Annotated in this window: 24 protein-coding genes and 1 tRNA gene; 5 read left to right on the top strand and 20 right to left on the bottom strand. The window is 70.8% G+C overall.

Annotated features, from left to right (window positions below; all coding sequences use genetic code 11):
- Positions 1–446 precede the first annotated feature (446 nt).
- Positions 447–1,160 (bottom strand): TetR/AcrR family transcriptional regulator, encoded by a 714-nt coding sequence (locus ACF1AG_RS21090; RefSeq protein ID WP_391810200.1) that lies wholly within the window; start codon positions 1,158–1,160, stop codon positions 447–449.
- Between the two features lie 405 nt (positions 1,161–1,565).
- The gene (locus ACF1AG_RS21085) at positions 1,566–2,564 is read right to left on the bottom strand and encodes a sigma-70 family RNA polymerase sigma factor (protein ID WP_359601089.1); all 999 of its coding nucleotides are present in this window, start codon (positions 2,562–2,564) and stop codon (positions 1,566–1,568) included.
- Between the two features lie 194 nt (positions 2,565–2,758).
- On the opposite strand from ACF1AG_RS21085, the gene ACF1AG_RS21080 reads away from it, so the two are divergent.
- A complete protein-coding gene (locus ACF1AG_RS21080; protein ID WP_359601088.1) occupies positions 2,759–3,277 on the top strand; it encodes an N-acetyltransferase family protein in 519 nt (172 codons plus the stop codon).
- A gap of 36 nt (positions 3,278–3,313) precedes the next feature.
- Here ACF1AG_RS21080 and ACF1AG_RS21075 read toward each other — a convergent pair whose 3' ends face one another.
- A complete protein-coding gene (locus ACF1AG_RS21075) occupies positions 3,314–4,075 on the bottom strand; it encodes a dioxygenase (protein WP_387797685.1) in 762 nt (253 codons plus the stop codon).
- 146 nt (positions 4,076–4,221) lie between these two features.
- Between ACF1AG_RS21075 and ACF1AG_RS21070 the strand changes: the two genes are divergently transcribed.
- Positions 4,222–4,740 carry a MarR family transcriptional regulator gene (locus tag ACF1AG_RS21070; RefSeq protein WP_359601087.1) on the top strand — a complete coding sequence of 173 codons (519 nt, stop codon included), beginning with the start codon at positions 4,222–4,224 and terminating at the stop codon, positions 4,738–4,740.
- A 94-nt stretch (positions 4,741–4,834) separates the two neighbouring features.
- Here the strand turns inward: ACF1AG_RS21070 and ACF1AG_RS21065 are convergent, their stop codons facing one another.
- Both ACF1AG_RS21065 and ACF1AG_RS21060 read right to left on the bottom strand, forming a co-directional pair.
- Positions 4,835–6,391: an MFS transporter gene (locus ACF1AG_RS21065; RefSeq protein WP_359601086.1), complete on the bottom strand. Its 1,557-nt coding sequence runs from the start codon at positions 6,389–6,391 to the stop codon at positions 4,835–4,837.
- Positions 6,392–6,538: 147 nt separating this feature from the next.
- A complete protein-coding gene (locus tag ACF1AG_RS21060; protein ID WP_359601085.1) occupies positions 6,539–7,186 on the bottom strand; it encodes a TetR/AcrR family transcriptional regulator in 648 nt (215 codons plus the stop codon).
- A gap of 290 nt (positions 7,187–7,476) precedes the next feature.
- Between ACF1AG_RS21060 and ACF1AG_RS21055 the strand changes: the two genes are divergently transcribed.
- The 3 genes from ACF1AG_RS21055 to ACF1AG_RS21045 all read left to right on the top strand — a co-directional run bounded on the left by ACF1AG_RS21055 (position 7,477) and on the right by ACF1AG_RS21045 (position 9,897).
- On the top strand, positions 7,477–8,769 hold the full coding sequence (locus ACF1AG_RS21055) for a M6 family metalloprotease domain-containing protein (protein ID WP_359601084.1): 1,293 nt from the start codon (positions 7,477–7,479) through the stop codon (positions 8,767–8,769).
- An 84-nt stretch (positions 8,770–8,853) separates the two neighbouring features.
- Complete coding sequence (locus ACF1AG_RS21050) at positions 8,854–9,666, top strand: SAM-dependent methyltransferase (protein WP_359601083.1); 813 nt, start codon at positions 8,854–8,856, stop codon at positions 9,664–9,666.
- Positions 9,667–9,824: 158 nt separating this feature from the next.
- Positions 9,825–9,897 (top strand) — tRNA-Arg (locus tag ACF1AG_RS21045).
- A 158-nt stretch (positions 9,898–10,055) separates the two neighbouring features.
- Here ACF1AG_RS21045 and ACF1AG_RS21040 read toward each other — a convergent pair.
- The 15 genes from ACF1AG_RS21040 to ACF1AG_RS20970 form a co-directional block, all read right to left on the bottom strand.
- The gene (locus ACF1AG_RS21040; protein ID WP_102637813.1) at positions 10,056–10,469 is read right to left on the bottom strand and encodes a hypothetical protein; all 414 of its coding nucleotides are present in this window, start codon (positions 10,467–10,469) and stop codon (positions 10,056–10,058) included.
- Positions 10,470–10,662: 193 nt separating this feature from the next.
- Positions 10,663–11,820: a tyrosine-type recombinase/integrase gene (locus tag ACF1AG_RS21035; RefSeq protein WP_391810199.1), complete on the bottom strand. Its 1,158-nt coding sequence runs from the start codon at positions 11,818–11,820 to the stop codon at positions 10,663–10,665.
- Positions 11,820–12,032, bottom strand: coding sequence for a helix-turn-helix domain-containing protein (locus ACF1AG_RS21030; protein WP_391810198.1), 213 nt, complete (start codon positions 12,030–12,032; stop codon positions 11,820–11,822). The genes ACF1AG_RS21035 and ACF1AG_RS21030 overlap by 1 nt, the downstream gene beginning before the upstream one ends.
- Positions 12,025–13,371, bottom strand: a complete 1,347-nt coding sequence (locus tag ACF1AG_RS21025) for a replication initiator (RefSeq protein ID WP_037640104.1) — start codon at positions 13,369–13,371, stop codon at positions 12,025–12,027. The genes ACF1AG_RS21030 and ACF1AG_RS21025 overlap by 8 nt, the downstream gene beginning before the upstream one ends.
- Positions 13,372–13,459: 88 nt before the next feature.
- Entirely contained in the window at positions 13,460–13,765 is a 306-nt protein-coding gene (locus tag ACF1AG_RS21020) for a hypothetical protein (protein ID WP_037640107.1), read from the bottom strand.
- Positions 13,766–13,785: 20 nt separating this feature from the next.
- Positions 13,786–13,941: a hypothetical protein gene (locus ACF1AG_RS21015; protein ID WP_006134826.1), complete on the bottom strand. Its 156-nt coding sequence runs from the start codon at positions 13,939–13,941 to the stop codon at positions 13,786–13,788.
- A 15-nt stretch (positions 13,942–13,956) separates the two neighbouring features.
- On the bottom strand, positions 13,957–14,136 hold the full coding sequence (locus ACF1AG_RS21010; protein WP_019524147.1) for a mobile element transfer protein: 180 nt from the start codon (positions 14,134–14,136) through the stop codon (positions 13,957–13,959).
- A gap of 13 nt (positions 14,137–14,149) precedes the next feature.
- On the bottom strand, positions 14,150–14,848 hold the full coding sequence (locus tag ACF1AG_RS21005; protein ID WP_037640112.1) for a DUF2637 domain-containing protein: 699 nt from the start codon (positions 14,846–14,848) through the stop codon (positions 14,150–14,152).
- 84 nt (positions 14,849–14,932) lie between these two features.
- Positions 14,933–16,288, bottom strand: a complete 1,356-nt coding sequence (locus tag ACF1AG_RS21000) for an FtsK/SpoIIIE domain-containing protein (RefSeq protein ID WP_391810197.1) — start codon at positions 16,286–16,288, stop codon at positions 14,933–14,935.
- Between the two features lie 5 nt (positions 16,289–16,293).
- Entirely contained in the window at positions 16,294–16,641 is a 348-nt protein-coding gene (locus tag ACF1AG_RS20995) for a hypothetical protein (RefSeq protein ID WP_028959488.1), read from the bottom strand.
- A gap of 243 nt (positions 16,642–16,884) precedes the next feature.
- Positions 16,885–17,226: a DUF6233 domain-containing protein gene (locus tag ACF1AG_RS20990; RefSeq protein WP_391810196.1), complete on the bottom strand. Its 342-nt coding sequence runs from the start codon at positions 17,224–17,226 to the stop codon at positions 16,885–16,887.
- 70 nt (positions 17,227–17,296) lie between these two features.
- Complete coding sequence (locus tag ACF1AG_RS20985; RefSeq protein WP_391810195.1) at positions 17,297–17,884, bottom strand: Imm21 family immunity protein; 588 nt, start codon at positions 17,882–17,884, stop codon at positions 17,297–17,299.
- A gap of 63 nt (positions 17,885–17,947) precedes the next feature.
- Positions 17,948–18,781, bottom strand: a complete 834-nt coding sequence (locus tag ACF1AG_RS20980) for an integrase (RefSeq protein WP_391810194.1) — start codon at positions 18,779–18,781, stop codon at positions 17,948–17,950.
- Positions 18,778–19,629, bottom strand: a complete 852-nt coding sequence (locus ACF1AG_RS20975; RefSeq protein WP_391810193.1) for a sigma factor-like helix-turn-helix DNA-binding protein — start codon at positions 19,627–19,629, stop codon at positions 18,778–18,780. The genes ACF1AG_RS20980 and ACF1AG_RS20975 overlap by 4 nt, the downstream gene beginning before the upstream one ends.
- Before the next feature lie 175 nt (positions 19,630–19,804).
- On the bottom strand, positions 19,805–20,194 hold the full coding sequence (locus ACF1AG_RS20970; RefSeq protein ID WP_391810192.1) for an ATP-binding protein: 390 nt from the start codon (positions 20,192–20,194) through the stop codon (positions 19,805–19,807).
- Positions 20,195–20,309: the final 115 nt, after the last annotated feature.

The raw sequence follows: 20,309 nt of genomic DNA, 5'->3' as shown, positions 1-20,309 counted from the left end.
TGCCCATGACGGTGCGTGCGCGACGCCGGCGCCCCAGCACCGTCAACACCCCGCGCCCGCACCGCGTCGACATCCGCGTCGCCCGCGCCACCAGTCAAGGACTGGATGGCGGTACGCCTAGCCATGACCGGCCACGCCTTCACCGTCCAGGACCCACCGGAACTGGCGGAGGCGGCGCGGACGTTGGGCACCCGGCTGACGGAAGCGGCGGGCGCCGTGGAGTGACTCCCCGGCGCCCCGGGCACGCCGGTCCCCACCGCGCACGGCGTGCCTGTCACGCCCCGGCGCCGACGCCACCGCGTGCCCATGACGGTGCGTGCGCGACGCCGGCGCCCCAGCACCGTCAACACCCCGCGCCCGCACCGCGTCGACATCCGCGTCGCCCGCGCCACCAGTCGCGGCGCCCCGCCACCAACACCCCGCGCCCGCACAGCGCTACGCGCCCCTCACTGCCCCCGCACCGGTACGACCGCCTCCCATGGAAAGTCCCGTAGCGCGGCCAGGTTGGCGGCCGCCAGCTCCGCGGGACCGTGCGGGCCCTCCGCGGGGCCGTCGGCCGCCGCCCAGTTCTCCATGGCGGTGCGGACGGCGGCGCTCGCGACGGCCGCGGCGAAGCACAGGCGGGTGCGGGCGGCGACGTCGGCGTCCGGCCGCGTGGACGGGCCCTCGGTCAGCCGGTGGGCCAGCGCGTCCGCCAGGTCCCGTTCCGAGGCCCGGCAGGCCTCCGCCCACACCCTGCCCAGTGCGGGGTTGTCCGCCGCGAGACGGATGAGGGTGCGGACCCAGTTCCAGGACTCCTCGGCGACCCCGAGCCCGGGGGTGAGGGTGTGCCGCGCGGCCTCCTCGAGCACGCGCGGCAGGGGCGTCCCGGCGGGGGCGGTGCGGACCCCGTCCACCCAGCGCCGGGCGCCGAGCGCGTAGAGGGGGCCGATGGCCTCTTCCTTGGTGGGGAAGTACCGGTAGAAGGTGCGCGGGGCGACGCCGGCCGCGTGGGCGATGTCCTCGGCACGGGTGGCGCGCAGGCCGTCCCGTACGAAGAGCCCTGCGGCGGTACGGGCGATGTGGAGGCGGGTCCGTGCCTTGCGTCGTTCGGTCAACGAGCCGTCCGCCACCGGGTCTTCGGGGACCGGCGGGGGCGGCGTCGGGGTGGTGCTGCTCACCTTCGGCAGGCTATGCCCATGTGGCACAATCTGCCATCTGGCGGGCCACCCCGGGGTTCAGGTCCGGGGTGACCCGCTGTGAAGGACATGGGAAAAGCCGGGCCCGGCGCCCGGGGGGACAGGCGCCGGACCCGGCGTGGGAAGTCCCGGCGCCGGGGGGTGGTGCGTCGGGACGTGGCGCGTGGGTCGGCCCGGGGCCCGAGGCCCCGAAGCTTTCCGACTGCGGGGTTCTCACGTCTTGTTCCCTGGCCCCGCCGGGTTGAAGCGGCGGGGAACAGCCATGTTTGCGCGGTCTTCCGCCACCCGGCGCACGCGGCCCGCGCCCCTCACGCGAGCGGCACGACCGTCACGCGGGACGACCGGCATCCGGGGACCGGACGCCGCGCCGGCGGGCGGGCGCTTCCGTCACGCCGCCGCGTCGAACCCGGTGGAGCGGGCCAGCTTCTTCAGTTCCAGCAGCGCGTGCTTCTCGATCTGGCGGATGCGCTCGCGCGTCAGGCCGTGCTCCTTGCCGACCTCGGTCAGCGTGCGCTCCCGGCCGTCCTCGATGCCGTAGCGCATCTTGATGATGGAGGCCGTGCGCTGGTCGAGGCGGCCGATCAGGTCGTCGAGCTCCTCGCTGCGCAGCAGCGTCATCACGGACTGCTCGGGCGACACCGCGGAGGTGTCTTCCAGGAGGTCGCCGAACTGGGTCTCGCCCTCGTCGTCCACCGACATGTTCAGCGACACCGGGTCGCGCGCCCAGTCGAGCACGTCGGTGACGCGCTCCGGCGTGGAGCCGAGCTCGGCGGCGATCTCCGCGGGCTCGGCGTCACGGCCGTGCTCACGGTTGAACTCGCGCTGCACACGCCGTATCCGGCCCAGCTCCTCCACCAGGTGGACGGGCAGACGGATCGTGCGCGACTGGTCGGCTATGGACCGGGTGATGGCCTGCCGGATCCACCAGGTGGCGTACGTCGAGAACTTGAAGCCCTTGCGGTAGTCGAACTTCTCGACCGCGCGGACCAGGCCGGCGTTGCCCTCCTGGATCAGGTCGAGCAGCGGCAGACCACTGCGCGGGTACCGCCGGGCGACGGCGACGACCAGGCGGAGGTTGGAACGGATGAAGACGTCCTTCGCCCGCTCGCTGGCGTCGACCAGGGCCTGGAGCTCCTCGGGGGTGGCTCCGGCCTTGTTCTCCTCGCGCCCGTCGAGGATCTGCTGTGCGAACACACCCGCTTCGATGATCTGGGACAGCTCGACTTCCTTGGCGGCGTCGAGCAGCGGCGTGCGCGCGATCTCGTCGAGGTACATGCCGACCAGGTCGCGGTCGGCGATCTCGCCGCCATGGGCGCGAACACTGCTTGCCGAGTCGACCGTCTCGCCGGAGGCGGACTGACGACGGGCGACGGCACGGGTTGCCATGCGTGCTCCCTTGCGATGATGAGGTCAGCGGGTGGTCCTGTGGACACTCGGCACGGTCTTCAGGGTCCCTTCCGGACTCTGCTCGGGTGCCCGCATCCGTAGGAAACAACGACTGGAATCAGGACAGAATTCCCAACCCGTCCCCCGATTTTTCTGATCATGCAGTACCCTGTCCGGCCACGCAGGGAGGTGCGATGCCGCCGGAGCACGCAGAGGTGCAGGTCAGACCGGGCGACGAGGGTGACCTCGTGGCTCTCACCGACCTCTACAACCACTACGTACGTGAGACGGCCGTCACGTTCGACACCACTCCGTTCACTCCGGAGGAGCGACGCCCCTGGCTGCTCTCCCACCCTGTAGACGGCCCCCACCGCCTGATGGTTGCCACGGACGCCGGGTCCGGCCGGGTCCTCGGGTACGCCTCGTCGAGCCCGTTCCGGGCGAAACCCGCCTACGCGACGTCCGTGGAGACGACGGTGTACGTCTCCCCGGACGCCGGCCGGCGCGGCATCGGCACCCTGCTCTACCAGGCCCTTTTCGACGCCCTGGCGGACGAGGGCCTGCACCGCGCCTACGCGGGTATCGCCCAGCCGAACGCCGCCTCGACGCGGCTGCACGAGCGGTTCGGCTTCCGGTACGTCGGCACGTACCGCGAGGTGGGTCACAAGTTCGGCCGCTGGTGGGACGTGGCCTGGCACGAGAGGGAGCTGTAGGCCACTCCCTCGGCGCCCCGCCCCACGGGACGCGTCTCAGCCGAACTGCACCGACCGCTTGGCCAGCCCCATCCAGAACCCGTCGATGATGGACTTCTGTTCCCCGAGCTCCCCGGCCGCGTCGGCGGCGCCCATGGTGACGAAGAGCGGGGCGAAGTGCTCGGTGCGCGGATGGGCGAGCCGGCCCGCCGGGGACTTGCGGGTGAAGTCGAGCAGCGCGTCCACGTCCCGCGCCCGGAGCGCCTCCCTGCCCCACGCGTCGAACTCGGCCGACCAGGCGGGAATGCCGCCCTGGCGCAGCGCGGCGAGGTTGTGGGTGAAGAAGCCGGAGCCGACGATCAGCACGCCCTCGTCCCGCAGTGGGGCGAGGCGGCGGCCGATCTCCATCAGCTTCACGGGGTCGAGGGTCGGCATGGACACCTGGAGGACGGGGATGTCGGCGTCCGGGTACATCTCGACGAGCGGGACGTAGGCGCCGTGGTCCAGGCCCCGGTCGGGGACGTCCTGGACGGGGGTGCCGGGGGCGCGCAACAGCTTGCGCACGGACTCGGCGAGCTCTGGGGCGCCGGGGGCCGGGTAGGTCACCTGATAGTAGTGCTCGGGGAAGCCCCAGAAGTCGTAGACGAGGGGGACTGTCTCGGTGGCGCCGAGGGCGAGCGGGGCCTCCTCCCAGTGGGCGGAGACGACGAGGATCGCCTTGGGGCGGGGCAGCCCGGCGGACCAGGCGGCCAGCTCGCCGGGCCAGACGGGGTCGTCGGCCAGGGGCGGGGCGCCGTGGCTGAGGTAGAGCGCCGGCATGCGCTCCTGAGTAGCGGCGGTCATGACGGCGACTCCTTCCTTCGCGAACGTCTTCCGGAAGCTTCTACTTGAACTCTCAACTTCCACTGAAGAATGTACGCCTCATTTGTTTAATCTTCAAGGAGAGCGCCCGTACAGTGGAGTGCATGAACACCGCACCCGCATCTTCGGCAGCCGCCGGGGAGCCGCGCTGGCTCACCGACGAGGAACAGCGCGTCTGGCGTGCGTACGTCGACGCCACCACGCTCCTGGAGGACCACCTCGACCGTCAGCTCCAGCGGGACGCGGGCATGCCGCACGTCTACTACGGCCTGCTGGTCAAGCTGGCCGAGGCGCCACGCCGTCGGCTGCGGATGACGGAGCTGGCGAAGGACGCCAAGATCACCCGCTCGCGCCTGTCGCACGCGGTCGCGCGCCTGGAGAAGAACGGCTGGGTCCGCCGCGAGGACTGCCCCTCCGACAAGCGCGGCCAGTTCGCCGTGCTCACCGACGAGGGCATGGACATGCTGCGCCGCCACGCGCCCGGCCATGTCGACGCCGTACGGCAGGCGGTGTTCGACCGGCTCACCCCGGAACAGCAGAAGTCCCTCGGCGAGATCATGGGGATCGTCGCCGAGGGACTTCAGCCGAGCGAAGCGGGTGCGGACCTGCCCTGGCTCCGCTGACGCCGCGGAGGCCGGGGCAGGTCCTTCGGAACCGCTCGGAAGGGGCGTCCCCTTCCCCTCCCGCGCGGACGGCTCCGGGAGGCGGGGCCGTGGGTCAGTGCATGGCCACCGGCACGGCCGCCTCGTTCTCCGCGGCCGCGTCGGAGGACCTGGCGACCGCCGTGCCGCCCGGACGGCCCGCGTTGATGAGGGTCAGGGCGATGACCGCGGCCGCCACCAGGATCCCGACCGCGAACCAGATGGCGCTGGTGTAGCCCTGCACCTGCCCCTGGAGCTGGACCAGCTGCTGCTGGGCCCGGCCCGAGGCGCCGCCGATGTGGTCGGCGACGTAGGCGGTGGTGGCGGAGGCGGCGATCGTGTTGAGCAGGGCCGTGCCGATCGCGCCGCCCACCTGCTGCGAGGTGTTCACCATCGCGGAGGCGACACCGGAGTCACGCGGCTCGACGCCCGTCGTGGCCAGCGACATGGCCGGCATGAACGCCGAACCCATGCCGAGGCCGAGCAGCAGCATGCCGGGCAGCAGCACGGCCGCGTACGAGGTGCCGATCTCCAGCTGGGTCAGCAGCAGCATGCCGACCGCCGCGACCAGGAAGCCGGGGCCCATCAGCAGCCGGGGCGGGACCCGGGTCATCAGCCGGGCGCCGATCTGCGTGGAGCCCGTGATCATGCCCGCGATCATCGGCAGGAAGGCGAATCCGGTCTTGACCGGCGAGTACCCCTTCACGACCTGCAGGTAGTAGGTGAGGAAGAGGAACAGGCCGAACATCGCGATGATCGCCAGGCCCAGCGAGAGGTAGACGCCACCGCGGTTGCGCTCGGTGATCACGCGCAGCGGCAGCAGCGGCGCCTTGACCCGCGCCTCGACGGCCACGAACGACACGAGCAGCACGGCCGAGGCGACGAACATGGCGATCGTGAGGGTGTCGCTCCAGCCCTCGGACTCGGCGCGGGTGAAGCCGTAGACCAGCGCGACCAGACCCAGGGTGGACAGGACCACGCCGGGGACGTCCAGCGGGGAGCGGTTGCGGCCGCCCTTGGGCTCACGGATGACGAAGTACGCGCCGGCCGCGGCGATCACGGCGAACGGGATGTTCACAAAGAACGTCCAGCGCCAGTTCAGGTACTCGGTGAGGAAGCCGCCGAGGATCAGGCCGACGGCGCCGCCGCCACCGGCGATCGCGCCGTAGATGCCGAACGCCTTGGCGCGCTCCTTGCCGTCGGTGAACATCACCGCGAGCAGCGACAGCGCGGCGGGCGCGAGCAGCGCGCCGAACGCGCCCTGGAGCGCGCGGGCGCCGAACATCATCGCCTCGTTGGTGGCCGCGCCGCCCAGCGCGGACGCCAGCGCGAAGCCGCCGAGACCGACCACGAAGGCCCGCTTGCGACCCCACAGGTCGGCGATCCGGCCGCCGAACAGCAGCAGTCCGCCGAAGGCCAGGGCGTAGGCGGTGACCACCCACTGGCGGTTGCCGTCCGAGATGCCGAGGTCCTGCTGGGCGGAGGGCAGGGCGATGTTCACGATGGTGGCGTCCAGGACGACCATCAGCTGGGCGATCGCGATGAAGACGAGCGCTTTCCAGCGGTTGGCGTCCGGGCCGCCCGCGTCGGCGCGGCCCGGGGCCTTTCCGGCCGGGGACACTGTTTCTGGCATGGGGGTACCCACTTCGGGACTTGTAACGGAATGAATGTGTGAGTAACGAAAAATCGGGCGTGTTCTGACAACGGCTCGTCCCCTTCGACGGCCGTCGGTGCCGGTGCCCGTGATCAGGACGGGCGGCCTGCGGGTCTCAGGAGTCGCTCAGCGGCGCAGGTCCTCCACGGTCACGGCCGAACCCGGCAGGACGGAGGGGGCGGGCGCCCGCATGCCGTCCAGGAACAGCTGAAGGTGGCGGTGGACGAAGCGGTCGGCGTTCGTGCAGGCGGTGCCGGCCGGGGGCCGGCTCAGCTGCGCGACGCCCACCATCAGGTCGCCGTACTCCACGTCGTCCCGCAGCTGGCCGGCCGCGCGTGCGCGCTCCATGAGCTGGGCGACGAGGCTCTCGGCGCGCCGCCGCGCCTCCTCCATGTCGGGGTGGCTCCGGTCGAAGGTGCTGGAGATCATCGGGCACAGCGCGCTGATCCGCTCGTCCGCGGCCGTGTGCGCGAAGCGCTCCAGCGCCTCGAAGGCGTCCCCGGTCTCGTTCAGCGCCTGCTCGGCGGCCCGCACCGTACGGTCCATGACGGAGCAGACGACCTCGCGCACGAGCGCGTCGCGGTCGGGGAAGTTGCGGTACACCGTGGCGTTGCCGACGCCGGCCCGGCGGGCGATCTCGTCGAGCGGGACCTCGGGCCCGAACTCGGTGAACATCTCCCGGGCGGCGGCGACGATCCGCTCCCGGTTGCGCAGGGCGTCGGCGCGGGGCCGGGGCGCCTTGCGCGTCACGGGGGTCTCGGTCGTCGCGGTCACGGTGCACTCCTCGGGGTGTTGCTCTGACGTCTGTTCTTGGTCTGCTGTTCTTCGCCTGCGGCGAATCCGGGGAACGCGTCCCCGGATCGTGCGGACACAGAGGTAAACGGGGAGACGATCCCCGGTTATTTCCCGCACGGGGAGTTTTTCCTGTGACCCAAGTCACATTTCCACGTCCGGCGAGCCCCACGATCGGACCACCCGGCGAGCGCACCCCCGACCAGTGACGCAGGGTGATCAAGAGGGTGCAGTCGGAGACGGCGGCTGCCGTGCGGAGCGGAGGTCCCCCCATGCAGCCGCAGCCGAGCCGAGGCCGGATATCCCCCCGCCGCCTCGCCGCCCTGGGCTCCGTCGCCGCCCTCACCCTCGCGGTCTGCAGCTCGGCGGGGAGCGGCCACCTCTCCCCCGCCACCACCGCCCCCGGCGCCGGCCCGAGCGCCCTCTCCCGCAGCTCCGCCCACGGCCCGTGCATGATCGGCAGCGACCGTGAGGTCCAGATGTCCGAGGGCATCCCCACGGCCCCCGGCTACACCCGCTCCACCGGCACGGTACGCGCCCTCACCCTGATGATCGACTTCTCGGACGCACCCGGCGACGGCGACGCCCTGGACCGCTACCGCGAGTTCTTCCCGCAGACCCGCGAGTGGTTCACCACCAGCTCCTACGGCCGCCTCGACTACCGCCCCGAACTGCCCGTCCCCGAGTGGCTGCGCATGCCGAAGTCCTTCCGCCAGTACGGCATAGAGCGCGGCGCCCCGTTCGACCCCGGCTACCGGGAGCTGATCCGCGACATCGTCTCCGTGACCGACACCGAGGTGGACTTCCAGGAGTACGACCTGGTCAACGTCCTCGTCACCCCCAACGCCGGTCCCGCCGCCCTGGACACCGTCCTGTCCGTCACCTTCGCCGGCAACGACGAGGCCCCCACCGCGGACGGCCGGCCCGTCTCCAACGCGTCCTTCGTCTACTCCCGCCAGGACGACGGCTCCGGCTCCTACGCCCGCACCGGCTACCGCGTCCTGCCCCACGAGAACGGCCACGTCTTCGGCCTGCCCGACCTCTACACCGCAGAGGGCGGCGGCGCCGTCGGCCACTGGGACATCATGAGCGAGGACTGGGGTGCCAACAACGACTTCCTCGCCTGGCACAAGTGGAAGCTGGGCTGGCTGGACACGTCCCAGGTGAGCTGCGTGGCCGACCGCGGCACCCGGGAGTACGTCCTGACGCCGCTGGCCCGCGCGGGCGGCCCCAAACTGCTCTTCATCCCCCTCGACGCGCACTCCGGGTACGCGGTCGAGGTGCGCACCCGCGACGGGAACGACGAGGCGGTGTGCCGGCCGGGCGTCCTGATCTACCGGGTCGACGCGGACGTGGACACGGGCATGGGCCCGATCACCGTGCACGACGCGACCCGGGACAGCGGCGGCTGCACCCGGGCCCCCAACGTGCACGCCGAACTGTCGGACGCGACGTTCGAGCCGGGGCAGAGCTTCGTGGACCGGGAAGAGGGGGTACGGGTGGCGGTGCTGGCGGGGGACGAGGACGAGCACCGGGTGAGGGTGACGCGCACGTCGTCCCGGTGACCGGGACAGGGGCTGACCTCTCTCTTACAACTCCCCCCGCTAGGTTGCTCCTTGACAGCTGCCGGCCAGCTCTGGGAGGACGTAGTGACGGAGATATCCGCGGCATCGCTCGAGGCGCGCAAGCGCATCAGGACCGACCAGCCGCACACCGCGCGCATCTGGAACTACTGGCTGGGCGGCAAGGACAACTACCCGGTCGACCAGGCCGCCGGCGACCAGATCCGCGAGCTGCACCCCGGCATCGGCGACTACGCCCTCGCCGACCGGCAGTTCCTCGGCCGCGCGGTGCGGCACCTGGCCGGACAGTGCGGGATCCGCCAGTTCCTGGACATCGGCACGGGCCTGCCCACGGCCGACAACACCCACGAGGTGGCCCAGCGGGTCGCACCCGACTCCCGGGTCGTCTACGTCGACAACGACCCCATCGTGCTGGCCCACGCGGAGGCGCTGCTCACCAGCACACCGGAGGGCAGCACGGCGTACCTCGACGAGGACCTGCGCAACATCGACGCGATCCTCGAACAGGCCGCGAAGGCGCTGGACTTCAGCAAGCCGGTCGCCCTGGTCCTGCTGGGCGTGGTCATCTTCATCGAGGACGACGAGGAGGCGTACGGGGTGGTGCGCAACCTGATGGACCGCCTGCCGTCGGGCAGCCACCTCGTCCTCTCCCACACGATCACCCGCCCGGACATGCCGGACGTGGACGCGGCGGTGGCGTTCTGGAACGAGAACGGCACGCCGAAGCTGACGCAGAGGACACCGGGGGCGGTGTCCCGCTTCTTCGAAGGGCTGGAGCTGCTGGAGCCGGGGGTGGTGTCCTGCAACCGGTGGCGCCCGGACTCCAGCGAGGTTCCGGCGGAGGTGGCGATGTTCGGAGGGGTGGGCCGGAAGCCGTGAGGTGAGGGGGCGGGTGGGGGGCCGGGGAGAGCCAGGTCGATCTTCGGCTGTCCCCGGCCCCCACCCACCCGGACACCGATCCGGTACCCTGTGGATCGAGCGCCCCGGCGGTCGCCGCTGTCCCATGACCGGGCCCGCAGCCACCGACCAGGACGCACGCCTTCGTAGCTCAGGGGATAGAGCACCGCTCTCCTAAAGCGGGTGTCGCAGGTTCGAATCCTGCCGGGGGCACAGCAAGAAGGGCCAGCTCAGGAGGGGTTTCCTCCCAGGCTGGCCCTTCGTCGTTTCAAACGCCGTGCCACACGTGTGCCACTACGCCCGCGTCACCGCCCTGGGCGGCCCGCCTCCACATGGGCAGGAAGCCAGGCAACGGGTCACCTTCCGCGAACTCACGCCGAGTACCGGATGCTCTGCAGGGCCCCGCCGGACCCATCATCAAGCAGCCAGAACGACCAGCCATTGCGGTTCGGGTTTACGTCCGGCTTGTAGTGCGCCACTACCGCCCGGGCCGCCCCAGTCGGCGTCTTGAAACTTTGCCCGGCGAGCGGCCCCGAAGTGATATCGATCCGCTTCGTGTCCCGGTTGTAGCTGCCGCGAGTCCGGTGACCTTCGTAGTCGGCATACACGTCAACCTTGCGCTCCTTCTCCGCGCCCTCATTGCTCGCGGCGGCTGGCGCAGAGGGCGGCACGCTTGCGGTTCTCACAAGCCGAGCAACAACCTCGCCAGCAGTGGTACCGCCCATACGCGCCGCAAACTCGATGGAGCGATAAGTCTGTTCATCGACCTCAATAGTTGGGCTCATGCCCTCCCCCTTGCTAGTCGGTTTCGACCACTGAAGAGTAACGCATGCGAAGAACGCAGAGCAAGCAGAGCACGCATTCGACGAAATCTGCGAAGCAAGCGCAGATCCGGACGCAGGCAGAAGGGCCAGCTCACGAGAGGTTTCCTCCCGAGCTGGCCCTTCACAGTCCAGCGTCACAGCTACGTAGTCGCCGCTACCGCCGCTCAGACCTCTCCCCCGCCGATCCGGCGGCCGCTCCCTCATCGCCACGGATCATGGCGCCGAGCCGGTCGGCAATGGCCCGGTCCCGGTCGCTGGTCATGTGCTGATAGATCAGCGCGGCCCGGGAGCTGCTGTGCCCCATCCGCGTCATCAGCTCCCGCGTGCTGGCCCCGGCCGTCGAGGCCAGCGTGTTGCCCGTGTGCCGAAGATCGTGGAAGTGCAGCTCGGCCGTGACGCCCGCAGTCTTCCGGGCCTTGACCCAGTCGTCGCGGAAGTTGCTGCGCCGCAGCTGCCCGCCCTGCGGTCCGACGAAGACGTGCCCGTCGCGGCCGGGAGCGGCGAAGTGCTCCAGGTGATGCGTGACCGCGTCGAGCAGTTCGGCGGGGAAGGAGACGGCGCGCACCCCGGCCGCGGACTTCGGTGCCTTGTCGAAGAGCCGGCCGTCCTGCAGCTCGGCCTGAGCCCGGCGCACGGTGACGGTCAGCCCTTCCAGGTCGACATCCCGTCGCCGCAGGGCCGCCAGCTCCCCGAACCGCAGGGTGGTGAAGGCCGCCAGGAGCACGAGCAGCCGATAGCGCAGCGCGATGGAGTCAGCGACAGCGAAGACCTCCGCCACCGTGAGGACCGGCCGCTCGGGCACGTCGTAGCGGTCCGCTCCCTTGATCCGGCACGGGTTGCGCCGGATCAGCTCGTCGTCCACGGCCGTGTTCATCAGGGCGCGCAGCAGCTGGTACGCCTTGACCACCGACGGCTCACCGACGCCGGCCGCCAGGAGCTTGCCGCGCCAGCTCCGCACTCGGGCCGTCGTCACGTCGGCCACGCTCCCGGCCCCGAAGGCGGGCAGGATGTGCAGCCGCATCACCGACTCGTTCCGCTCACGGGTGCGGTCGGCAAGTTTCCGGTCCCGCAGCCACGCGGTGGCGTACTCCTCGAAGTTCACCGCCCCAACGTCCGGGTCCGACCACTGCCCGCGCGCGATGTCCGACTCGATGTGAGTCAGGGCAACTTGGGCATCGGTCTTGGTCGCGTACGTCTTCTCCGCCGGGCGCAGTTGCCCCGACTCCGGGTCCCGGTAGCGGACCTGCCAGCGGCCGGACGGAAGCTGCCGGACCGAGCCGAAGTCCCGGCGCCTCCCCTTCTTGTTCGCCATCAGGCAGTCCTCAGCAGGGAGCTACGGCGGTCGCCGATCGGCTGCACCGTGTTGGCGTCGATGAAGGCGTGCAGTGCGCTCTCCGGGATGCGGACGTGCCGGCCGACCTTGACGAACACGATGCGCCGCTCGGCGATCAGGCGGCGCGGGAAGCGTTCCGTGGTTCCGAGGAGTTCGGCCACCTGCGCCACGGTCAGGTAGCGGTCAGCCATGAGTGGGTTCTCCTTCCGGTGAAGTAGCGGAGTTGCGAGAGGTGGCAAGCCAGGTTTCTGCGGCTGTCAGGCCAGTTCCGGCAAAACGCCAGTGGGAGAGAACGAGCACGGTGTCCGGGTCGGGCAGCGGGTGGCCGGCCTCGGCCGCGCGTTCGCGGGTAAGGGCTTCGTTGTGGTCAGCGCGTTCCTGGCGGAGGGCGCCGAGGGTGACGGAGTAGGCGCGGGACTTGGTGGAGAAGTGGCCGCGGAAGCCGAGCATGTGGGCCCACTTGCGCAGGCGCAGGTCTTCGAGTTCGGGCAGGGCGCCGAGGTGCCAGCAGGTGAGGATCATGCGCCGGGCGTGGTCGCTGACGCCGGAGCCGATCAGATCCGTGATCGGATTGCGGATAGGCCGGTCGAGGGTGCCCGCCGTCTCGGCTCCCTTGGTGGCGTACTTGGCGATGTAGGCGGCCACGGCGCGGCTGGACAGTTCCGAGCTGCCTGCGAAGTCGGCCGAGCGGATGGGGCGGATGTCGAGCTGGTCGCCGAAGCGGAAGGTGTACGCGCGGCTGTCGAGGACCGGACCGGGTGCCTCGGCTTCCCTGGCCGCCCAGCGAATCGCATCGGTGAGGAGTTCGGTCGTGGCCCAGGCCGGCGGAGCGTCCTCGGCGCCGTCCGGGCCGTCGAGGCGGATGACGGCGTGGAAGTGGACGGCACCGCGCCGCTGGTACTCGGCGACCTTGGCGTAGGAGACCTTGAGGCAGTGCCGCAGCGCCGAACGGCTCAGGCCCGCGCGGGAGGCGAGGTGCTGGCGCAGGTAGGTGGTGAAGCGGCCCCAGAGCTTCCCCGCGTGGGCATTCCACAGGACGGCCGCGCGGTAGTCGTATCGGTCCGGGTCCAGGGGCGTGCCGAGGGCGGGGTCGTCGTCCGGGTGAAGGCGTCCGCAGCGGCACCTTCCACCGCCGGGGCGGTTGTGCACGGGGCCAAAGGACGGTGCGGTGAAGGTGGCGAAGACGCGCGGGTGTTGGGCCACGGCCGGGCCGATGCCTTTGCCGCCGCTCAGACCGGCCGTGACGAGGTGGAAGGTGTCTTTGCGGTACACCTCGGCGCAGGATGCGCACCGGGTGGCGCGGCGGTTGTTGCAGCGGATGAGGAGCTGTCCGGCCGGGAGGTCGCGGTCGGCGACTTCCCGGACGATCTCCCCGGTGGCGGCGTGGACGTCGAGCCGGTGGCCCTCCATTCGGATGGGCCGCTCGCAGCCGCCGAGGCGCTGGATCTGGTGGGCGTAGGTGCTGAGGTCGCCGTGCCGGGCGAGTGCTGCCAGCTGGCGGATAGCTGCGGTCGGAGCCGCAGGAGTCATGTGCGGTGTCCTCCTTGCATGGGCTTGCGGTTGGTTTTGTCGAGGGGACTAGACAGTGCGAAAAGGCCGGGAGGGCGGCGCGGTGGTGTCAGCGGCGGGCGATGACGGAGCGGATAGTGAGGGCACACACAGCCACGGATGTGGCGGTAAGGGCGACGGCGAGGAGCATGGAGACCAAGACGGCCCCGACCACCAGGACCACGGCGGTGCCGCCGCCGACGAGGGCGAGCACGGTGCCCGGCGTGACCTGGACGGCCGGACGGGCCGGGGCCGGGGTAGCGGGTGCCGGCGGCGGGGCCGGAGTGTCCAGCGTGATGGTGGTCGGTTCGACGACAGCGGGCGGGGTGGTCAGGCCGGTGGGCTGCGGCATGGTCGGGACCTTCGGTCGGAACATGATTGGTCTCCCTTCGCGGGTCACTTGAGGGCGGGGTCGATGACGGGGGCGAGCAGGCTGTCGGCGAGGAGGTAGCCGCCGAGGAGCAGTACGGCGATGAGCCACCAGGGCGGACGGATGAGCTTGACGCCGAGGACGCCGACGACGAGCAGGGCGAGCCAGAGCGGAACGTCCATGTCGGTGGTCTCCTGTCAGGCCGGGCAGCGGTGGGTACGGGCGGCGAGTTCGGCGGCGGCACGGCTGTCGTACTCGGCGGAGAAGTCGCAGCGGGGAGCGGTGCAGGCGGCCAGGTGGCGGTTCCGGCCGCGTTCGACGTAGGAGGCGACGTTGACGGGGCCGATGCGTCGGAGGTTGCGGAAACGGCGGTTCACGGTGGGGCTCCTCTCAGAGGTGTGCGGCGACGGATGCGGTCATGGACGGGGGCAGGCCGAGCCGAGTGCGGACGGCGTCGGGGTCGGCGGGGCGGCCGGTGGCCGAACGGTGTTCCTCGGCCACGGCCCGGACGCGGTCGACGAGGGCGGGCGGCAGGGCGACGGCTGGAGCAGGCGCTGGGGCGGGAGCGGTGGCCGGTGCAGCAGAAGGCTCGGGAGCCGGTTCGGGATCGGCGCTGTACGGAACCTTGTGATCGGGCCCCTCCATGTCGGACGAACCGCCGTCAGGAGCCGCTACCGCGTCCGTCGCGGGAGAGGCGGCGGGCTCTTCCTCGGTGTGCGGAGCGTGGGCCAGCAGCGTGCCGCCGAAGAAGGCGACAGCCGGCCAGCCCGCGACCGTCACGCGGAGCCAGGCGGGTACGTCGTCCAGGTCGAGGAGGCCGGCCGTGGCGACGTTGGCGCCGAGGGACGCGGCCAGCGCTACGAGGAACCACAAGCGCGGACCGCCGGCCGCCTGGCCCGCTCGCTGCGACTGGCGCATCCGACGCCAGGCGGCGACCAGGAGCAGGTCGACACTCACGGGATAGGCCCACGCCTTCCAGCCGTCCTGTCCGGCCGCCGCGGCGACGTCGTGCAGGTGGGAGAAGGACAGGGCACCGGCGATGACGGCCTGCACGATCACGGCGTCCACGCGGGCCAAGTGGGCACGCATCGGCTCGGGCTCCTTCGGTTTGGGCATGGCAGGGGTAGGGACTTGGCGTGAGGCGGTCACGCCGGCCGTTGGAGGGAAGTGCGGCTACCCGGTCACCGGGCGCGTGGCGGGCTGTGCGACGGGAGCAGTGGAAGGCTGCGGCACCACGGGGCGGAAGGTGTCCAGGCGGGGCAGTTCCGGAATCAGGCCCGAAGTGTCGCGGCAGACGGCCGCCGCATTGTCGAGGGTGAGGTGCGGGGAGCGGACGCGGGACCAGCCGCCGGAGGAGTCACCGACGACCGCGACGCCGGGTCGTTCGGCCGGGATTCGGGTGGCCGCCAGCGCTGCTTCCGGTGCGATGTCGCCGAGGGCCATGTTGGCGGATGTCTCGTCGTTGACGCGGTGGCAGACCCGACCGGTGAGCTGGGCGCGGAGCATGGTGGCGCCCTTGCCGAGTTCAGCGCCGAAGCGCTGCCCGCACACCTCCAGATAGATGCCGGCCGCGCGCCCGAGCTGGGCGAGGCGGATGAGCTTGGTGACCATGGCGTCCCGCCGCTTCTCGTCGTCCTTGCTCGGGGCGAGGAAGAGTTCGGCGACCTCGTCGACGACGACCACGACCGGCACCGGCCGCGCCTTCTCCGGCAGGCCCCAGACATCCGAGGTGAGCACGGCATCCGGGCCGGCCCCGCCCCTCATGCCGATGAGGCGGAACCGTGCTTCCATCTCGTCCACCAGGACGTCGAGGAGGTCGTTGGCACGGTCCGGCGTGTCGGCGAGTGCCGACAACCGGGGCGCGAACGGCGCCAGTTCGACGCCCCATTTGCAGTCGATGCCGACGAGTGCGACGGGTTGCCGGGCCAGCCCGCAGAGCAGGTTCCGCAGGTACACGGACTTGCCCGACTGCGTTGCGCCGAGGATGAGTTCGTGCGGCACGGTGCGGAAGTCCCGGACGTGCCAGTGTCCGTCCTCGCGCAGCGCCTGAGGCAAGGTCAGCGGTTCGGTCCGCAGCCACCGACGAGGGGGCCGTACGTCGGTGAGGACGTCCCAGCCGACCAACCGCAGCTCCAGCCGTCCCGGCTTGGTGGGCCGGACGTGCACGGCGTGCGCACCCCAGGCGTGCCGTAGCCGGTCGGCCGATGCGTTGAAGTCTTCGAGTGCCTGGCCGGCCGCCATGCGCAGCCGCATCACGAGTCCGGACGCGGTCGGCAGTGGCAGCGACCGACGAGGCGGCACGGGAGCGGCCTGCCGCCCCACCATCCGGGCGGTGGCTCGGCGCATGGCCGAGGCGGGCACAGTCAGGCCGCAGGCGTCCATGGTGGCCCGGTACGTGGTGAGCACCCGCAGCGTCACGGCCGGATACCCGACCAGCCACCAGAACAGGACCGGCAGTCGACGGCGTACGGCGACCAGCCCAGCCGCCACCAGCAGCGCTAACAGCAGAATCCACAGGGCATCGGCCATGGCGCTCAGCCCTGCACCGCAGCGGGGGTGCCGACCATGACGGCGTCCGCCCGGTAGGCGATGCCGTGCCGAGTACGGCCGCCGAACTCGCTCTCCCAGGGCCGGGCGATAAGGCCGGACAGGAACACCGGTGCGCCCATGACCAGTCCCTCGCCGATGCCCTTCTCGGGCACGGTGACCTTGATCATGTCCGAGCCGCCCTGGGCGATGAACACCAGCTCCATGACCATGAGCCGGTCGTTGGTGACCGGGTCCACGGCCACCTCGCCGGTCTGCCGGTCCCTCACCTTGACCTCGGGGAGCTTGGTGACCAGCAGAGTGGCGGACGAGGTGTCCACGGGGATGACACGCATTCTGTACCTCACTTGATTCGGGCGCCTTCGTGGACGCCGAGCCGTTGAATACCCCCCTAGACAGCACAGGGAGGCGACCGCCCCAACTGTCTAGGGGGGTTGACGACTACCGTAAACCGACGCCCCGTCAACTGTCTAGGGGGGTATACGAGTGTGTCGCGCGAGCGTCGATGGGACCACCCGATCTCGCAGCGGCCAGTGACACCATTCGGGAGCCCCTCGCGCGCCTTTAGACCACCACCGTCACGGGTTGTCGAGCAGGCCCAGCGCCGTATCCGGGCGGCAGTGCACGCATGCCGGCACGCCATGCCGCAGAGCTTCAACCACCTGCTCGCGGGACGCGGGACGACACCGGCCCGACTTCGTCGCTGCCCAGCAGTCCCCGGCATGGACGGCATCCACGTTTTTACGGTTGAGCCCGTACTGGAGCAGCCAGTCCGGAGGCGGCGGCCGCATCTCCTCACCTCGGCGCCGCTCCTCGTCCGCGATCCACCCGTCGAGCTGCCGCACGGCAGCCGTCGCCTGCTGCACGACCACACGGCGCGCGAAGCGCAGCAGCTCCAGTCGGGACGGTTGGTCGCTCACACGTTCGATTCTACGGTTGGGTGCGCGGCTACGACGAGGGCACCCAGTGGATGTCCCGTGCCATCGAAGGTCAGGAGTGGCCGTCCTCGGCAACAAGCTGCACCACACCCACCCATGGGAACTCGCCGGCCTGATGGACCGCACGCACCCTCCACCGACCTGCCGGGAGCTGCACTGGAGCCTGGTCCGGCTGGCCCCCGTCGGGATACTCCACTCCCAGATCGGCGCCCGCTTCAGCCGAATCCATCAACACCGCCGGGCCATCGGTGACCCACAGTCCGCCGCCCTCCCAAGCGGTGTCCGGATCGGCCAGCACCGCCTCGGCTGCCGCGAACAACTCGGCCTCGGAGTCCGCAGCCAGCCACCGCACGAACAGCAGCTTCTCTGGCAGGAAGCACGTCTTTGCAGGTTCATCGGCCAGGACAAGCGCAGTGGCGGCGCCGGCGCCTACGGCGATGACACCGGCCCAGTCCTCCACCTCGCAGGCGCGGTCGTAGTCATCACGGCCATCGGCATCACCGAGGACAGAACCGTCCTCCGTGCATCCACCCCAGGCGGTCACAGAGGACTCCGGAACGACGATCAAGGGGCCGCCCATCGACCGGACCCACACCACCCCAGCACGGTCACAGCGATCGGTGTCGAGAGAAGCATCCATGCGCGCAGTCTGCCGCCCTCCACTGACACCGCTCGGAGGCCGGAGCCTTGTCGGCCGACCTGGTCACTCAAACTTCGATGTCACAGGACAGTGGAGAACCGTGGCGTCGTCCCTCGCCTTTCCGCGAGGCCATCGCTGCCCGTCGGGATCGCTGTTCTCCGCTTCCCGTACACGGCGGATGAGTTCGTCCGGGCTGGCGGACGCGAGCACGTCCAGCACGTCCGTCCAGTCGGCGAGGCCGAACCGGTCGACGAGGCGTGTCGCGCCGTCGCTCAGCAGGGTCACGGACGCCAGCGACTCCAGCGGCACCGTTCCGGTGAGGGCGTGCTCGGCTGCCCGTGGTTCGGGGCCGGCGATCCAGAAGCCGCCCGGCCGGTTACGGAGTCCCGTCAGGTCGTCGCGGTACTGGGCCAGGGCGGCAGCGTGCTCGGGCGTGCCGGTGGGTAGTCGGTCGACCGGCGCGCGGAGTTGCTTTCCGACCTGGTCCAGACGGTCGTCGGTGACAGCGGTCGTCTTCCCGTCCTGGTGGGCCAGGAGGAGGGTCGAGTCACCGAGGACGAGGTATTCCAGCGCTCCCCCGCCGACGCGGACCGCGACGACTGTGCTGGTCGGGCTGGCCCGGTAGGTCAGATCGCACGTGTCCTCGTGCAGGGACCGGACGCCGCGGAGCGCGTCGGCGAGACAGTCGGCGAGCGGCCGGGCGGGATCTTGCGCGATGTTGCCCAGCAGCAGTCCGCCCAGCGTCGAGGAGAACCACGCGATGCCGTGGACGCATCCGGTCTCGGCCCCGGCGACGCCGGCACCGTCGAGGAGGACGGCCGCGCCGGGGGCGACGGCCGCGAAGTCCTCGTTCTGCTGGTCTGGTTCGGCGGGCAGCGTGCCGAGGGCGACGTTCACGCCGTCGCCTCCTCGTCGTGCAGGTAGAGGGGGCAGAGGAGTTCGGCGGATTGCGGCTCTTCGGTCTCGGGGTCGTACTCAACACTCACCAGCGTGGAGAAGTGCCGCTCGCCCACCTGCCCCCACAACGTGCTGAGGTCCGAGGTGAGCAGGTGGACGACGCCGAGGGAGCCTGCCGTGTGGATGCCGGCGATGGCCAGCACCGAGCCGTTGCCGTCCGGGCGAGGCAGTCGGCCCAGGTATCCGACGTCATGCGGACGGCTCGGCTCGAGGTCCGCCCCTGCGTGGTACGCCGTGCCGGTACGCCGGTCCACCAGCGCCCAAGGCTCACCCTCCGGGTGTTCCCAGGCGAGTACCGGGTCCTGGGCGTACAGTTCGCGCATGGCCTGGGACATGCCCGGCCCGCAGACGACGACCAGGCCGTCACGGTTGAGGTCGACCTCGCCGCTCACCTGCACGTGGCCGGAGCTGACGTCGAGCCCGTACGACTTCGCCAGCTCCTCCAGCCGCTTGCCGGAGTTGATGTCGGCCATTGCGACGACCGGGCGCTTCTTCGCGTCGTCCCACCGGAGCGGCGTCACCACCGTGACGGAGCCCGTCCCGAGGAAGGCACCCTCAGGTGCCGGGCCGGTGTGCCGGATCTGATGGATACGCCCGCGGCTCAGGCCGGCCTTCTCGGCGATCTGCGCGTAGGACATTCCTTGCGCGTGGAGGTCCTGAACCACGCGGCGGCGGAGCCGGGCGAGTTCGGTCACCTCCTGCTGCGCAGCGGCCAGCCTCGTGGTGACCTCACGCAGGAGCAGGTACGGATCATCGATCGCCATGATCCGCTGCAACTCGTCCGACATGACCACACCTCCCAGAAGTACCCAGGAGTCTAGGGCCCTAGACGGAATGGGCGGGAGGCGCCGTCCCGTACGACTTTCAACGACAAAGAAACGCGACCGCCGCCGAGGCACACCCCGAGGAGTCACCCGTCACCGCCGACACGGCAACGGCCCCCCATCAGTGACGGGCGCCCGGTCACGCGCCCTCCCAGGCCAGCTCCGCCCACACGGAACGCCCGTCGGGCCAGTTCTTCACACCCCAGTCTTTCGCACAGGCCGCGATCAGCAGCAGCCCGCGCCCACCCTCTTCCTGGCTGGTCACACCGCACAGGTGTGGGACCCGTTCGCCGCCCTGGTCGACCACCTCGATACGGACTAAGCCGTCACCGAAGCCGACGACCACGAGGAACCAACCGCCTTCCGCACCGCTCAGCGAGTGACGTACGGCATTGGTGGCCAGTTCGCTGACAACCAGGGTGGCGTCATCGACCGGCCCCTTCTCGGCGACTAAGGCAGCGACGAAGTGACGGGCCTGGACCACTTGCTCGGCCAAACCGGGGAAAGCGCGGCACCACTTGGTACGCATGGCAAGCTCCTTGTCTGCGTCTAGGGGACTAGACAACGCGACGGCAGGCTATGCCCACAGGAAGCCAGCACGCTAGGCATGTAGAGGAATTATTCCTCTAAGGGGTGACCGTGTC

Origin of the sequence: Streptomyces sp. NPDC014764 (assembly GCF_043082785.1) — a bacterium.
GTDB lineage: Bacteria > Actinomycetota > Actinomycetes > Streptomycetales > Streptomycetaceae > Streptomyces > Streptomyces althioticus.
This window is presented reverse-complemented; position numbering and strand designations above follow the sequence as displayed.

Coding starts and splice junctions, on each gene's coding strand:
- ACF1AG_RS21005 (WP_037640112.1), bottom strand. CDS start 14,848: ATGCGTGCCCACTTGGCCCGCGTGGACGCCGTGATCGTGCAGGCCGTC.
- ACF1AG_RS21000 (WP_391810197.1), bottom strand. CDS start 16,288: ATGGCCGATGCCCTGTGGATTCTGCTGTTAGCGCTGCTGGTGGCGGCT.
- ACF1AG_RS21070 (WP_359601087.1), top strand. CDS start 4,222: ATGAACACCGCACCCGCATCTTCGGCAGCCGCCGGGGAGCCGCGCTGG.
- ACF1AG_RS21025 (WP_037640104.1), bottom strand. CDS start 13,371: ATGACTCCTGCGGCTCCGACCGCAGCTATCCGCCAGCTGGCAGCACTC.
- ACF1AG_RS20995 (WP_028959488.1), bottom strand. CDS start 16,641: ATGCGTGTCATCCCCGTGGACACCTCGTCCGCCACTCTGCTGGTCACC.
- ACF1AG_RS21055 (WP_359601084.1), top strand. CDS start 7,477: ATGCAGCCGCAGCCGAGCCGAGGCCGGATATCCCCCCGCCGCCTCGCC.
- ACF1AG_RS21075 (WP_387797685.1), bottom strand. CDS start 4,075: ATGCCGGCGCTCTACCTCAGCCACGGCGCCCCGCCCCTGGCCGACGAC.
- ACF1AG_RS21065 (WP_359601086.1), bottom strand. CDS start 6,391: ATGCCAGAAACAGTGTCCCCGGCCGGAAAGGCCCCGGGCCGCGCCGAC.
- ACF1AG_RS20985 (WP_391810195.1), bottom strand. CDS start 17,884: ATGGATGCTTCTCTCGACACCGATCGCTGTGACCGTGCTGGGGTGGTG.
- ACF1AG_RS20975 (WP_391810193.1), bottom strand. CDS start 19,629: ATGTCGGACGAGTTGCAGCGGATCATGGCGATCGATGATCCGTACCTG.
- ACF1AG_RS21020 (WP_037640107.1), bottom strand. CDS start 13,765: ATGTTCCGACCGAAGGTCCCGACCATGCCGCAGCCCACCGGCCTGACC.
- ACF1AG_RS21035 (WP_391810199.1), bottom strand. CDS start 11,820: ATGGCGAACAAGAAGGGGAGGCGCCGGGACTTCGGCTCGGTCCGGCAG.
- ACF1AG_RS21080 (WP_359601088.1), top strand. CDS start 2,759: ATGCCGCCGGAGCACGCAGAGGTGCAGGTCAGACCGGGCGACGAGGGT.
- ACF1AG_RS20970 (WP_391810192.1), bottom strand. CDS start 20,194: ATGCGTACCAAGTGGTGCCGCGCTTTCCCCGGTTTGGCCGAGCAAGTG.
- ACF1AG_RS21015 (WP_006134826.1), bottom strand. CDS start 13,941: ATGGACGTTCCGCTCTGGCTCGCCCTGCTCGTCGTCGGCGTCCTCGGC.
- ACF1AG_RS21030 (WP_391810198.1), bottom strand. CDS start 12,032: ATGGCTGACCGCTACCTGACCGTGGCGCAGGTGGCCGAACTCCTCGGA.
- ACF1AG_RS21085 (WP_359601089.1), bottom strand. CDS start 2,564: ATGGCAACCCGTGCCGTCGCCCGTCGTCAGTCCGCCTCCGGCGAGACG.
- ACF1AG_RS21040 (WP_102637813.1), bottom strand. CDS start 10,469: ATGAGCCCAACTATTGAGGTCGATGAACAGACTTATCGCTCCATCGAG.